Here is a 12902-nt window from a genome sequence, read left to right as displayed (position 1 = left end):
TGACTATTAGGTCAGTTTTTATATCAATTACGCTAGAATTTGCCGTCTTTACTCTCTATAATCGCCCCCCAATCGTTTACGCAACCGTTTACTTGAATCTACACAGGAACCATCATGCTCGAGAAGCTATTTAAACTGAGTGAACATGGGACAACCATGCGAACAGAAGTCATTGCGGGAATTACGACTTTTCTGACCATGGCTTACATCATTTTTGTCAATCCAGCGATCTTAGCCGATACAGGCATGGATCGTGGCGCTGTTTTTGTTGCAACCTGTCTGGCAGCCGCCGTTGGTTGTTTCATTATGGGCTTTATCGCAAATTATCCGATTGCGTTGGCTCCCGGGATGGGACTGAATGCATTTTTCACCTATACCGTCGTGCTTGGTATGGGGTACACGTGGCAGGTTGCTTTGGCTGCGGTATTTGCTTCAGGTGTGTTGTTCATCTTGCTGAGTTTATTTAAGATTCGGGAATGGATTATCAATTCGATACCGATGTCTTTGAGAACCGGTATATCATCGGGGATCGGTCTGTTTCTTGCTTTTATCGCGTTAAAAAATGCAGGTATCATCGTTGATAATCCAGCTACACTGGTTTCTCTTGGTCATATTACTTCGCTGCATTGTGTTTTAGGCGCCCTCGGTTTCTTTCTCACGATCGCACTGGTTTATCGTAATGTGAAAGGCGGTGTGATGATTTCTATTCTGGCAATCAGTGCGATTGGCCTGATGCTGGGTGATGTTCACTGGGGCGGTTTGATTTCTATGCCACCGAGCATTGCTCCGACATTTTTACAACTGGATTTCTCCGCGCTGTTAGATGTCGGCATGATTTCGGTTGTATTTGCATTCTTGTTTGTCGATCTGTTTGATACGGCCGGAACATTAGTGGGCGTTGCTCAAAAAGCTGATCTCATCGGTGAAGACGGAAAAATTCCTCGTCTGAACCGGGCATTATTGGCTGATTCTTCAGCAACCGTTGCTGGAGCGTTACTCGGAACATCGAATACGACTTCTTATATTGAAAGTGCTGCTGGTGTCGCGACTGGCGGACGGACTGGATTGACGGCTGTTGTGGTTGGAATTCTCTTCCTGTTTGCTTTATTCTTTGCGCCTCTTGCAGGGATGATTCCCGCGTATGCAACCGCAGGTGCGCTGCTTTATGTTTCTATTCTGATGCTCTCTGGATTGGTTGGTATTGACTGGCGTGATCTCACAGAGGCTGCTCCCGTTGTTGTGACTTGTTTAATGATGCCTCTCACATCTTCAATTGCAGAAGGTATCTCTTTAGGTTTTATTTCCTATGCAGTGATTAAACTCTTGAGTGGTAAAGCCCGTCATGTTTCACTCAGCGTGTGGTTCATGGCTGCGATTTTTGTTGTAAAATATATCGCAGGTTAACGAATTAGATTTTAGATAAAAAATTGGATAGAAAACAATGAGCAAAAGATTCCTGATTACATGGGATAATATGCAGATGTATTGTCGTCAGCTTGCTGAGCGCCAGATGCCCGCAGAACAGTGGAAAGGTCTGATAGGGGTGAGTCGCGGTGGACTTGTGCCAGCCGCAATTCTTGCCCGAGAATTGGGTATTCGTTACGTCGATACTATCTGTATTTCTAGCTATGACCATGATCATCAGCGAGATATGAGCATACTGAAAGCACCTGAACATGATGGTGAAGGGTATTTGATTGTTGATGACTTGGTAGATAGTGGTGATACAGCACGTAAAATTCGCGAATTGTATCCAAAAGCGAAACTTGTGACTGTATGTGCCAAGCCAGCCGGTAAAGATTTAGTCGATGAATATATCGTTGATGTTGCTCAGGATACATGGATTGAACAACCTTGGGATACTGTACTATCCTATGTTGAGCCAGTGAATCGTAAGCTGAAATAGATTTTTTCGTATGAATTGATGCTAATCTGAGAAAATGGTCCTGTTATGGACCATTTTTTTGATGAATTTAAACGTTTTCCGAAGTGGTCCCGATTTATGCCTAAGAGTAATAAGAACAGTGAAAACCTTTCTGAGCGGTTGTTTGACAACCATAAACAGGCTAAAGAAACCTCTGCATTGACCCAATACATGTCAAGTAGCCAAGGATTTGTGACTCAGAAAATTGAGGGAGCTTGGTATCGGACACTGAGGCGAATGCAATGGGCATGGCAGGGCATTGACTCGATAGATCAGGAAGAAGTTTTAGCGCGGATCGCATCTTCATCACACTCCAGAACCATTGATGCATGGCTGGATACGGTGATGGGATATCGACAAGGAAACTGGGCTTATGAGTGGAATAAATTAGGAGTCCGTTATCAGCATGAGTCCGATCAGCTTGAGGGCGAAGCTGCGGCTGATCGAATGTTTGCTGCATCCTTATGTTTTAGTATCGCTGGATACCCACATCTTAAGAATGACACGCTTGCCATTCAGGCTCAGGCATTGGCAAACACCGCCTATACGGAAGCTGCAAAACGTTCTGGATACGTTGTGAAACAGTTGGAGTTTCCGTATAAGAACAAGAAAATTATTGCTCATCTGCACTTATCACATACAGAGCGCCCTCAACCTGTTGTGATTGTGACGGCCGGTCTGGATAGTCTGCAAACCGATATGTGGCGTTTATTCCGAGATTATCTGGCGCAGAGAGATATTGCGATGTTGACGATTGATATGCCGTCCATTGGGTATAACTCGCAATGGCCTTTAACCGAAGACACCTCCGTTCTTCACCAAACCGTTCTTAATCAGCTGGCTCGTTTACCTTGGATCGATCACCACCGGGTCGGATTAATTGGTTTTCGTTTTGGCGGCAATGCGATGATCCGGTTGTCATTTGTTGAATCCAGTAAAATCCGGGCTTGTATCTCTTTGGGGGCACCGGTGCATGATATTCTGTCTTCTCCTGAAAAACTGAAACGGATGCCGAAGATGTATCTGGATGTACTGGCATCCAGATTAGGAAAAAGCGTGGTCGATATCGACAGTTTATCAATGCAGTTGCGGGCGTGGTCACTCAAAGCCCAAGGATTCCTTGTCGGTAGAAAGACAAAAACACCCATTCTGGCTTTGGGATTGGAAGGTGATCCGGTATCGCCTTATTCAGATAACCAACTAGTTGCATCTTATAGTGTTGGTGGTCGGGCAAAAGAGATTAAGTCAAAGACATTATTTCACGGATATGAGCAAGCCCTCGATTTGGCGATAAACTGGCTTGAAGATGAACTGATACAGTGACTTTTTGTGCTATTTTATTTAAAAGATATGCGCTTTGTTGAATTTTAGAGTGACATGCAATTCTGTAAAAAAGGAGTGCTGAAATGCCAGAATTGAGTAAGGAACCAACCCATCACCGGTTAAATGCAGCCTTTAGATTGTTAGGTCCATATTTGAGAGAAGAACAATATCAGAGTGGAACTTACCTGTTTGATTGTCTGGCCGTTTGCGTCAATGATAAAAAATCACCGGAAGTGAGGGAATTTTGGGGGTGGTGGATGTCATTATCACATTCGGATGAACAGCTGTTTGAAGCAACATATGCGATTGGTCGATATGATCGCGCTGGAAATTGGGTTCTTGAAGAGCCTCAATCTCAGGCATTAGAAGAAGTTCATCGAACTCAAAAAGCATTCCATGCGAAGCTGGAAACGTTACTCAAAGATCAATTCGGCTGTGAGCTAACCACCTGCGATCCGCTTTTGGTTGATAAATAGTTCTCATCTTATTTTCTCATTCTGTTAAAAAAGGTGCAGTTGCACCTTTTTCTACTTGTGAATTGCCCTTTTGATTGCTAAAAAGAATCTCTCCTTTTCTACTTAGATCGTATGATTGATATGGCGATAGAACAACCTGAAAAAGAACGACAATCAAAAACAATTATTATCAAGTTGGGAACCAGTGTTCTGACTGGCGGAACGCTAGCGCTTGACCGGGCACAAATGGTAGAGCTTGTCCGACAGTGTGCTGAGCTGAAGCGTCAGGGACATGCCGTTGTTTTAGTTTCTTCCGGGGCGATTGCTGCCGGAAGAGAGCACCTCGGCTATCCGGCATTACCGAATACGATCGCAAGTAAGCAGTTATTGGCCGCCGTTGGTCAAAGCCAGCTCATCCAGACTTGGGAGTCTCTATTCTCGATTTATGGTCTCAAAATTGGTCAGATGTTACTGACACGTGCCGATTTAGAAGATCGTGAACGTTTTTTAAATGCACGAGATACCGTGAATTCGTTGATAGCGCATGACATTATCCCGATAGTGAATGAAAACGATGCAGTGGCAACCGTTGAAATTAAAGTTGGCGATAATGACAATTTATCCGCGCTGGTCGGGATATTATGCGGTGCAGATAAGCTACTGCTTTTAACGGATCAAAAAGGATTATTTACGGCTGACCCACGCAAGGATCCGAATGCTGAGTTGATTCGAGAAGTCAAAAAAATTGATGACACGCTGCGGAAAATTGCAGGGGGAAGCGGCACAACACTCGGAACCGGCGGTATGGCAACCAAGTTACAAGCCGCAGATATTGCTCGTCGAGCCGGTATTGAAGTCATTGTTGCTTCTGGACGGGCCCCGAATGTGATTGCGGATTCATTGAGCGAACATCCTCAAGGCACTCGATTCTTACCGCTGGAAGAAGCGTTGGAAAATCGCAAGCGTTGGATTCTGGCAGGGCCAGCTGCATCCGGTGAGATTATGATTGATGATGGTGCCGTGAACGCAGTTGTTTCTCAGGGAAGTAGTTTACTGGCAAAAGGGATCATCGCAATTTACGGTGTATTTTCTCGGGGTGATGTGGCAATCATTCTCAATCAGTCAAGGCAGGTCATTGCCCGGGGGATTTCTTCGTATTCCAGTCAGGATCTGGAGATCATTCAGGGCAAACATAGTAAAGAAATTCATGAACTGTTAGGACATGATTATGGTTCCGAAGTGGTACATCGGGATGATATGGTCGTGATTCAAGAATAAGAAGGAAGTATAGCGTGGACCTAATATTGATGGGAAAAGCAGCCAAAGAAGCCGCTTTTCAATTATCAACCGCCACAACGGCACAGAAAAACCGAGCTTTAACAATCATTGCTGATGAACTGGAAGCTAACCGAGATGCAATTTTGGCAGCGAATGCGCAGGATATTGATCTGGGGCGTCAGTCGGGATTGAGTGATGCTTTGTTGGATCGGTTATTACTCAACACAGAGCGTTTAGCCGGCATTGCCAGTGATGTACGGAATGTGGTTGGTTTACAGGACCCTGTTGGTCGAGAAATGGATAGTCGTATTCTGGAAAATGGGATGTCTCTTTCTCGTCGTCGTGTGCCATTGGGAGTTGTCGGGGTTATTTATGAAGCCCGGCCCAATGTTACGATCGATATTGCCGCGCTATGTCTGAAAACCGGTAACGCCAGTATATTGCGAGGCGGAAAAGAGACGTTTAACTCAAATATGGCACTGGTTAAAGTCATTCAATCATCATTGGAAAAAGCCGGATTGCCAGCCGCATCCGTTCAATATATTGATAATCCGGAACGAGCACTGGTCAGCGAGCTACTGAAGCTGGATCAATATGTCGATATGATTATTCCACGCGGTGGTGCCGGATTACACAAGATGTGTCAGGAAAATAGCACCATTCCGGTGATTATCGGTGGATTTGGTATCAGTCATATGTTTATCGACGACAGTGCTGACCTGAACCGCTCTCTGGATGTGATTGAAAATGCAAAAGTGCAACGTCCATCTGCCTGTAATGCTTTGGATACACTATTGGTTCATGAGCAGATTGCCGCTGAGTTTTTACCATTGTTGGCTCAGCGTTTGAATGAACAGGTGACTTTTGTTGCTGATGCATCAGCGCAGGCGGGGCTGACGGGCGCAGCATCTCTGAGAGCAGCTCAGGATGGTGATTTTGATACGGAGTGGCTGAGCTATACGCTTGGTGTGAAAGTGGTTAAGAATATCGATCAAGCCATTCAGCATATGCGTGAGCATCATGCCAGTCACTCGGATGCAATTATGACCAATCGGCTCGATCATGCTGAACAATTTATCAATGCTGTCGATTCCGCTGCGGTGTATGTCAATGCTTCAACGCGTTTTACTGACGGTGCCCAGTTTGGTTTAGGTGCTGAAGTTGCTGTTTCAACGCAGAAATTACATGCGCGAGGACCGATGGGGCTGGAAGAACTCACTAGCTATAAGTGGGTCGGCCGAGCCGATTATTTGTCCAGAAGTTGATATTTTCAGATGAATCAAATGGATTGTGTGATAAGCGGGCATTTCTGCCCCTTTTTCTTTCCCTCCTGTTAGCAATTCCGTTAAACTCACTCTCATTGGAGTGGAGGTGTTATGCATTGCCCTTTTTGTTCGGAAAATGATACGAAAGTGATCGATTCGCGTTTGGTTGCCGATGGACACCAAGTGCGCCGTCGCCGACAGTGTCTGGCTTGTCATGAGCGGTTTACAACATTTGAAACCGCAGAGCTCGTGATGCCCAGAGTGATTAAGTCAAATGGTAACCGTGAACCGTTTGATGAGGATAAAATGGTCAATGGTATGCTGAGGGCGCTGGAAAAGCGGCCGGTCAGTGCTGATGCCATTGATCTATCAATCAGCACGATTAAGTCGCGGTTGCGGGCGACAGGTGAGCGAGAAGTTCCTAGTGATTTGATTGGTAACTTAGTGATGGAACAGTTGAAAGAGCTGGATAAAGTCGCTTACATTCGTTTCGCCTCGGTTTACCGGAGCTTCGAAGATATTCGGGAATTTGGTGAAGAAATTGCCAGATTGGAAGACTAGAAGGCTGTATTGATGAGTGTTTTCAGCGCGTTTGATTATCAAATGATGTCAAAAGCGATCGCGTTAGCAAAGAGAGGCGTCTACACCACATCCCCAAACCCCAATGTTGGCTGTGTTTTAGTCAAAGCTGGTCAAGTGGTGGGGGAAGGTTATCATGTGCAGGCTGGTGGACCTCATGCGGAAGTTCATGCGTTGCGGCAGGCTGGCGCGCAAGCACAAGGCGCAACGGCCTACGTTACACTGGAGCCTTGTTCCCACTATGGTCGAACGCCCCCCTGTGCTGAAGGTTTGATTCAGGCTGGGGTGGTGAAAGTCATTTGTGCGATGCAAGACCCAAATCCACAAGTAGCCGGCCGTGGTATTGCGATGCTGCAAGCTGCGGGAATTGAAGTCCTGAGCGGATTACTGGAAGCGGATGCAAGTGCACTGAATCCTGCTTTTCTTAAACGAATGAGAACCGGAATGCCATGGGTTCAGTTAAAAATGGCAGCTAGTCTTGACGGGCAAACTGCTTTAGCAAACGGTGTAAGCCAGTGGATCACATCGCCGCAAGCTCGGGCCGACGTGCAAAAGTTTCGGGCCAAAGCCAGTGCAATTTTGTCAACCAGCCAAACGGTTATTGCGGATGATGCAGCGCTGACAGTTCGGCGTCGTGCGCTTCCTGAATCGGTTTGTCAGGCTTATCCATTGGCTGATATCCGTCAACCGACACGAATCATTTTGGATCAGCATCACCGCTTACATGCCCGGCTGAAGCTGTATGATGGCGACGGGACGGTGCTGACGGTGGGGCAGAACGACGCAGATATTTGTGTCGCTGTTGACTCGACAGGTAAGCTCGATCTTCGTTCTCTGTTACGTCAGTTAGCTGACAAGCATCAAGTGAATCATCTTTGGGTTGAAGCGGGTGCGACACTCTCTCAGGCATTGCTGTCACAGCAGTTAGTTGATGAAATTATTCTCTATCTGGCTCCGAAATTAATGGGTAGTGACGGACGAGGATTGTTTGGTCAGTTTGGTTTCGAATCGATGCAAGATGTATTGCAGCTCGATATCTCTGATGTGGTTCGGGTTGGCCCCGACATTCGTATGACTGTGATACCGCAGTATCATTCTCCCAAAGTATAAATATAAGAGTAACATCATGTTTACTGGTATTGTTGAATCTATCGGGACTCTCACCGCGATTACCCCGAAAGGTGAAGATGTTTCCATTCAGGTTGAAGTCGGTTCTCTGGATATGTCAGACGTAAAACTGGGTGACAGCATTGCGACTAACGGTGTATGTCTGACGGTTGTTGAGATGACAGAAAGAAGTTATACCGCTGATTTATCGCTGGAAACACTCAATAAGTCGAGTTTTGCCCACGCCCAAGTGGGAGATCGCGTCAATCTGGAAAAGGCAATGTTACCGACCACTCGCTTTGGCGGACACATTGTCTCCGGTCATGTCGATGGGGTTGGTGAGATTATTGAGCGTGCTCAGGTTGGTCGAGCGATAGAATTTTGGATTGCTTTACCGGAAGACATTTGTCGTTACGTGGCGGAAAAAGGTTCAATCACTGTCGATGGGATCAGCCTGACGGTCAATGCATTACGCCACAATGCTTTTAAACTGACGATCATTCCCCATACGTCGTCAGAAACCACCATTCATGCATTCCGGGTCGGACGACAAGTGAATCTTGAAGTCGATGTAATGGCTCGCTATCTGGAGCGATTACTGAGTGCCGGAGCTACTGAGAAGCGTGAACAGAACGCTTCCATGACACTCGAATTTTTGCAACAAAATGGTTTTGCTTGAATGATGGCCATTTGCTGTTTGAGATTGCATTGAAGCATCATACAGAACAATAGACTAAATTCAGTACCGAGGATAAAAACGATGGCAATTAGCACCCCCCAAGAAATTATCGAAGATATTCGTCAGGGTAAAATAGTTATCCTGATGGACGATGAAGATCGCGAAAATGAAGGTGATATGATTATTGCCGCAGAGCATATTACACCAGAAGCGATTAATTTTATGGCAACGCATGGGCGGGGGCTGATTTGTCTGACGATGACCAAAGAGCGTTGTCAGCGTTTGGGACTGGCGCCGATGGTGCAAGATAATAACGCCCAGTTTACCACCAATTTTACGGTCTCGATTGAAGCTGCGGAAGGGGTCACAACTGGTATTTCAGCCGGTGATCGTGCCCGGACTGTTCAGGCTGCGGTTGCATCAGATGCGAAAGCCTCTGATCTCGTTCAGCCGGGGCATATCTTCCCACTTGCCGCTCAGGATGGTGGCGTATTGACTCGCGCCGGACATACTGAAGCTGGATGTGATTTGGCAAGATTAGCCGGTTTGGAACCAGCTTCGGTGATTGTTGAGATTCTTAAAGAAGACGGTAGCATGGCAAGACGTCCCGATTTGGAAATCTTTGCAGAGAAACACCAAATTAAGCTGGGGACAATTGCCGACCTTATTGAATACCGGAACAACACGGAAACAACCATTGAGCGTGTTGCGACTTGTCGGTTGCCAACCGCTTATGGGGAATTTGATTTAATCACTTATCGTGATGTGATCGATAATCAGGTTCACTATGCGCTGGTAAAAGAGCAAGAGAGTCAGAATATTCCTCTGGTCCGTGTTCACCTGATTAATACATTTACGGATGTACTTCATAGTGATCGAAATGCTGATCGGAGTTGGAGTATTGAAGATGCGATGAAACGCATTAGTGCTGAAGGCGGCGTACTGGTTCTGCTCGGTAATGAAGAGTCTCCTGAACTGATTATTCATCGGATCAAGATGTTTGAGTTACAGGATAAAGGTGAAGCACCTGCGATGGCGAAAAAACAAGGGACTTCTCGTCGTGTCGGTGTGGGTTCACAGATCCTTGCTGATTTGGGAGTCACAGATATGAAGCTGCTCTCGTCTGCGAATAAAAAGTATCATGCATTGGGTGGGTTTGGACTGAATGTTGTGGAGTATGTCAGTCAGTAAGCCATCCGGGGGAGAGGCTCGGATGAAAACAGGGAATCTGTTTCCGAGCGCCTTCAGAAATACCATTAGAAATTAATGATGGAACTATGCTAGAATCCGCCGATTCTCGCTGATGAACAGAGTTTTAAGGAAAGTTTATGAAAGTGATTGAGGGAGGTTTCCCGGCACCTCACGCGAAAATTGCGATTGTCATTTCACGGTTTAATAGTTTTATTAATGAAAGTTTACTTTCCGGTGCAATTGACACGTTGAAACGTCATGGTCAGGTAAGTGATGAGAATATTACGGTTGTTCGTTGTCCGGGTGCCGTTGAACTACCACTTGTTGCGCAGCGAGTCGCAAAAACCGGTCAGTTTGACGCGATCGTCTCTCTTGGGACGGTAATCCGAGGTGGTACGCCACACTTTGACTATGTTTGTAATGAGTGTAATAAAGGCTTAGCTCAAGTTTCTCTCGAGTATAGCTTGCCTGTCGCTTTTGGTGTCTTGACGGTTGATACTATCGATCAAGCGATTGAACGCGCAGGAACCAAGGCTGGTAATAAAGGTGCAGAGGCTGCACTGAGCGCACTTGAAATGATTAATGTTCTTTCTGCAATTGATTCCTAATGGGGGCTCATGTGAAACCAGCCGCACGTCGTAATGCACGCCAGTTTGCTTTACAGGCTATTTATTCTTGGCAAATTACCCGTGAGAATGTCTCAACGATTGAGGCTCAGTTTCTCTCTAGTGATAAATATGATGATGAAGAGCATCGCTCAACAGAACCAGCACTTCGTGCGCCTGAAACTGATGTTGAGTATTTTCGTGATTTGCTCGCCGGTGTCGTGCTGAACCACACTGAGCTGGATAGTAAAATTCGTCCTTATGCTTCTCGTCCGATGCAAGACCTCGATATGATGGAACTTGCTTTGCTTCGTTTAGCGATGTATGAGATGACACGTCGCGAAGATGTGCCTTATAAAGTCGTGATCAATGAAGCGATTGAACTCGCGAAATCTTTTGCAGCAGAAGACAGCCATAAATTTGTCAATGGTGTGCTGGATAAAGCGGCACCTCATGTTCGTAAGAAATAAGTGTCCGCAAGAAGTAAAAAGCGATTAAAATAAGAAGGTCAGCGAGAGCTGACCTTTTTTATGTGCATGATTTACATGTCTCCATATTCAGGAAAAATTTATGACTGGTGAATTTCGTTTAATTGATCGTTTCTTTAAACAACGGCAAACACAGCGTAAAGATGTTCAGCTTGGTATTGGCGATGATTGCGCGATTGTAAAAGTACCCGAGCAAGTCCGGCTTGCGATCAGTACAGATACGATGGTATCTGGAACTCATTTTCTTCCTGAGGCCGATCCGGCTTGGATCGCACATAAAGCTCTTGTCTCTAATTTAAGTGATTTGGCTGCGATGGGGGCAACTCCGGCATGGTGTACGCTGGCTTTAACATTACCTGAAACGGACACAGTGTGGTTGAGTCGATTTTGTGATGCCTTTTTTGAGTTGGCAAGTTACTACAACATCCAATTGATCGGTGGTGACACCACCCGAGGACCGCTGAGTATCACGCTGACGGTACATGGTTTCGTGCCGGAAGCGCAGGCGTTGACTCGAAACGGAGCAAAGGTCGGAGACTGGATTTATGTCACAGGAACACTGGGAGACAGTAAAGCCGGGTTGGAACTGATTTTATCTGCGGAGCAAAACCTTGATGATGTGAGCCGGGAGCTCGAAAAGCGTCACTACTTTGCAACCCCCAGAATTCTTGCCGGACAATCATTATTAACACAGGCATCGGCTGCCATCGATATATCTGATGGTTTGATTGCTGATATACAACATATTCTGACGGGTTCAGCGGTGGGCGCCAGCATTGATGTCAGTCGTTTACCTATTTCCGAAGCGCTGTTACAGCATTTGGGGGGCGATAGGGTCAAAGCACAACAGTATGCGTTAACCAGTGGCGAAGAGTATGAACTCTGTTTTACCGTCTCTGAGGAGAATAAAGGTTCATTAGCAAGTACGCTTTCTCATTGTGATACACCGCTGACTTGCATTGGACAAATTCGGCCTCAGGGACAATGGGAATTACATCATGAAGGCAATCCTTTGTCGTGGGAGTTGGCAGGTTATGATCATTTTCAGCAGGAGAAGTAATTGATGAAACCTACAGAACGGTTGCATCTTCGTAATCCTTGGCATTTGTTGGCGACAGGGTTTGGCAGTGGTTTATCCCCGATTATTCCCGGCACCATGGGAACGCTGGCCGCAATTCCATTTTATCTATTGTTGTCTCAACTGCCATTTGGGATATATCTGGCTGTGACTCTCTTTGCTGCATTGATCGGTATAAAGATTTGTCAGCAGGCTTCAGATGATATGAATGTTCACGATCATGGTTCGATTGTCTGGGATGAATTTGTCGGTTTTTGGATCACCATGTTAATCGTTCCCTATATGGTCCAGGGGAGCGGTGAGTGGTCATGGATCGTCCTCGGTTTTGTGTTATTTCGCTTTTTCGATATGGTTAAACCATGGCCGATTAGCTGGCTCGATCAGCATGTCGCAGGAGGATTCGGCATCATGATTGATGATGTGCTCGCCGGTGTGATGTCAGGGATTGTACTTGCGGGAATCGGTTTTGGTAGCGGATGGTTTGGCTGAAATACGGTGAAAAGGAGGTTCCCTGCCGGGAACCTCTGTCCATCATTTTAATTTCATTAAATCATTTTCAATTTCGTGGATCTTACTGGTCACTACTTTTTCCAGATGGCGCAGATCACTAAGTATTTTTTCTTTCAGATCTTGTTCGGAGAATTGTTCTGGGGTTGTGATGTGGTTGAGCTCATCAATAACTAATGTGAGATTACGACTGATTTCGGTGACCTCTTTGTACTGGTGACTACCACTATCGACCAGCACATTTTTCACTTGTCTCGGGTACTTAAACTTGACACTCTTCGCAAACAGTTCTCCTTTTTGTTTACGAAAATAAATCTTCAGCACATCTTTCAGGGCTTCCTGACGGACTGTATAGCGTTCTATTTGGGTGGGATCATTGATTCCCAGATTGCTGAGGTGTGGGAACATAGGCTGTCTCTCCGA

Annotated in this window: 15 protein-coding genes; 14 read left to right on the top strand and 1 reads right to left on the bottom strand. The window is 45.9% G+C overall.

Annotation, left to right across the window (positions count from 1 at the left end; all coding sequences use genetic code 11):
* Positions 1–114 precede the first annotated feature (114 nt).
* The 14 genes from AC55NX_RS01255 to pgpA all read left to right on the top strand — a co-directional run bounded on the left by AC55NX_RS01255 (position 115) and on the right by pgpA (position 12461).
* Complete coding sequence (locus AC55NX_RS01255) at positions 115–1404, top strand: NCS2 family permease (protein WP_496994094.1); 1290 nt, start codon at positions 115–117, stop codon at positions 1402–1404.
* Between the two features lie 37 nt (positions 1405–1441).
* Complete coding sequence (gpt, locus tag AC55NX_RS01250; RefSeq protein WP_496994093.1) at positions 1442–1906, top strand: xanthine phosphoribosyltransferase; 465 nt, start codon at positions 1442–1444, stop codon at positions 1904–1906.
* A gap of 96 nt (positions 1907–2002) precedes the next feature.
* The gene (frsA, locus tag AC55NX_RS01245) at positions 2003–3247 is read left to right on the top strand and encodes an esterase FrsA (RefSeq protein ID WP_496994092.1); all 1245 of its coding nucleotides are present in this window, start codon (positions 2003–2005) and stop codon (positions 3245–3247) included.
* Between the two features lie 83 nt (positions 3248–3330).
* Positions 3331–3723, top strand: a complete 393-nt coding sequence (crl, locus tag AC55NX_RS01240) for a sigma factor-binding protein Crl (protein ID WP_496994091.1) — start codon at positions 3331–3333, stop codon at positions 3721–3723.
* A gap of 120 nt (positions 3724–3843) precedes the next feature.
* Positions 3844–4980: a glutamate 5-kinase gene (proB, locus tag AC55NX_RS01235; protein WP_496994090.1), complete on the top strand. Its 1137-nt coding sequence runs from the start codon at positions 3844–3846 to the stop codon at positions 4978–4980.
* Between the two features lie 14 nt (positions 4981–4994).
* A complete protein-coding gene (locus AC55NX_RS01230) occupies positions 4995–6245 on the top strand; it encodes a glutamate-5-semialdehyde dehydrogenase (protein WP_496994089.1) in 1251 nt (416 codons plus the stop codon).
* 111 nt (positions 6246–6356) lie between these two features.
* The gene (gene nrdR / locus AC55NX_RS01225; protein ID WP_038183424.1) at positions 6357–6806 is read left to right on the top strand and encodes a transcriptional regulator NrdR; all 450 of its coding nucleotides are present in this window, start codon (positions 6357–6359) and stop codon (positions 6804–6806) included.
* Between the two features lie 12 nt (positions 6807–6818).
* Positions 6819–7934 (top strand): bifunctional diaminohydroxyphosphoribosylaminopyrimidine deaminase/5-amino-6-(5-phosphoribosylamino)uracil reductase RibD, encoded by a 1116-nt coding sequence (ribD, locus tag AC55NX_RS01220; RefSeq protein WP_496994088.1) that lies wholly within the window; start codon positions 6819–6821, stop codon positions 7932–7934.
* A gap of 16 nt (positions 7935–7950) precedes the next feature.
* Complete coding sequence (locus AC55NX_RS01215) at positions 7951–8610, top strand: riboflavin synthase (protein ID WP_496994087.1); 660 nt, start codon at positions 7951–7953, stop codon at positions 8608–8610.
* An 81-nt stretch (positions 8611–8691) separates the two neighbouring features.
* Positions 8692–9801 (top strand): bifunctional 3,4-dihydroxy-2-butanone-4-phosphate synthase/GTP cyclohydrolase II, encoded by a 1110-nt coding sequence (gene ribBA, locus AC55NX_RS01210; protein WP_496994086.1) that lies wholly within the window; start codon positions 8692–8694, stop codon positions 9799–9801.
* Positions 9802–9938: 137 nt separating this feature from the next.
* A complete protein-coding gene (ribH, locus tag AC55NX_RS01205) occupies positions 9939–10409 on the top strand; it encodes a 6,7-dimethyl-8-ribityllumazine synthase (RefSeq protein WP_072956243.1) in 471 nt (156 codons plus the stop codon).
* A complete protein-coding gene (gene nusB / locus AC55NX_RS01200; RefSeq protein WP_038183436.1) occupies positions 10409–10876 on the top strand; it encodes a transcription antitermination factor NusB in 468 nt (155 codons plus the stop codon). The genes ribH and nusB overlap by 1 nt, the downstream gene beginning before the upstream one ends.
* A gap of 100 nt (positions 10877–10976) precedes the next feature.
* Positions 10977–11954: a thiamine-phosphate kinase gene (gene thiL, locus AC55NX_RS01195; RefSeq protein WP_496994085.1), complete on the top strand. Its 978-nt coding sequence runs from the start codon at positions 10977–10979 to the stop codon at positions 11952–11954.
* The gene (gene pgpA, locus AC55NX_RS01190) at positions 11955–12461 is read left to right on the top strand and encodes a phosphatidylglycerophosphatase A (protein ID WP_496994084.1); all 507 of its coding nucleotides are present in this window, start codon (positions 11955–11957) and stop codon (positions 12459–12461) included. It begins immediately after the preceding gene.
* Between the two features lie 42 nt (positions 12462–12503).
* Here the strand turns inward: pgpA and AC55NX_RS01185 are convergent, their stop codons facing one another.
* The gene (locus tag AC55NX_RS01185; RefSeq protein WP_496994083.1) at positions 12504–12887 is read right to left on the bottom strand and encodes a DUF3461 family protein; all 384 of its coding nucleotides are present in this window, start codon (positions 12885–12887) and stop codon (positions 12504–12506) included.
* Positions 12888–12902 lie beyond the last annotated feature (15 nt).

The sequence above is a fragment of the Vibrio rubrogenes genome (assembly GCF_059641415.1).
Note: the sequence above shows the minus strand (reverse complement) of the source record. Positions and strands in the feature narration are given on the sequence as shown.

Excerpts from the sequence above, each read along its gene's own strand:
- nusB (WP_038183436.1), top strand. The coding sequence starts at position 10,409 with ATGGGGGCTCATGTGAAACCAGCCGCACGTCGTAATGCACGCCAGTTT.
- ribBA (WP_496994086.1), top strand. The coding sequence starts at position 8,692 with ATGGCAATTAGCACCCCCCAAGAAATTATCGAAGATATTCGTCAGGGT.
- ribD (WP_496994088.1), top strand. The coding sequence starts at position 6,819 with ATGAGTGTTTTCAGCGCGTTTGATTATCAAATGATGTCAAAAGCGATC.
- gpt (WP_496994093.1), top strand. The coding sequence starts at position 1,442 with ATGAGCAAAAGATTCCTGATTACATGGGATAATATGCAGATGTATTGT.
- thiL (WP_496994085.1), top strand. The coding sequence starts at position 10,977 with ATGACTGGTGAATTTCGTTTAATTGATCGTTTCTTTAAACAACGGCAA.
- AC55NX_RS01255 (WP_496994094.1), top strand. The coding sequence starts at position 115 with ATGCTCGAGAAGCTATTTAAACTGAGTGAACATGGGACAACCATGCGA.
- ribH (WP_072956243.1), top strand. The coding sequence starts at position 9,939 with ATGAAAGTGATTGAGGGAGGTTTCCCGGCACCTCACGCGAAAATTGCG.
- AC55NX_RS01215 (WP_496994087.1), top strand. The coding sequence starts at position 7,951 with ATGTTTACTGGTATTGTTGAATCTATCGGGACTCTCACCGCGATTACC.
- frsA (WP_496994092.1), top strand. The coding sequence starts at position 2,003 with ATGCCTAAGAGTAATAAGAACAGTGAAAACCTTTCTGAGCGGTTGTTT.
- proB (WP_496994090.1), top strand. The coding sequence starts at position 3,844 with ATGGCGATAGAACAACCTGAAAAAGAACGACAATCAAAAACAATTATT.
- crl (WP_496994091.1), top strand. The coding sequence starts at position 3,331 with ATGCCAGAATTGAGTAAGGAACCAACCCATCACCGGTTAAATGCAGCC.
- AC55NX_RS01185 (WP_496994083.1), bottom strand. The coding sequence starts at position 12,887 with ATGTTCCCACACCTCAGCAATCTGGGAATCAATGATCCCACCCAAATA.
- nrdR (WP_038183424.1), top strand. The coding sequence starts at position 6,357 with ATGCATTGCCCTTTTTGTTCGGAAAATGATACGAAAGTGATCGATTCG.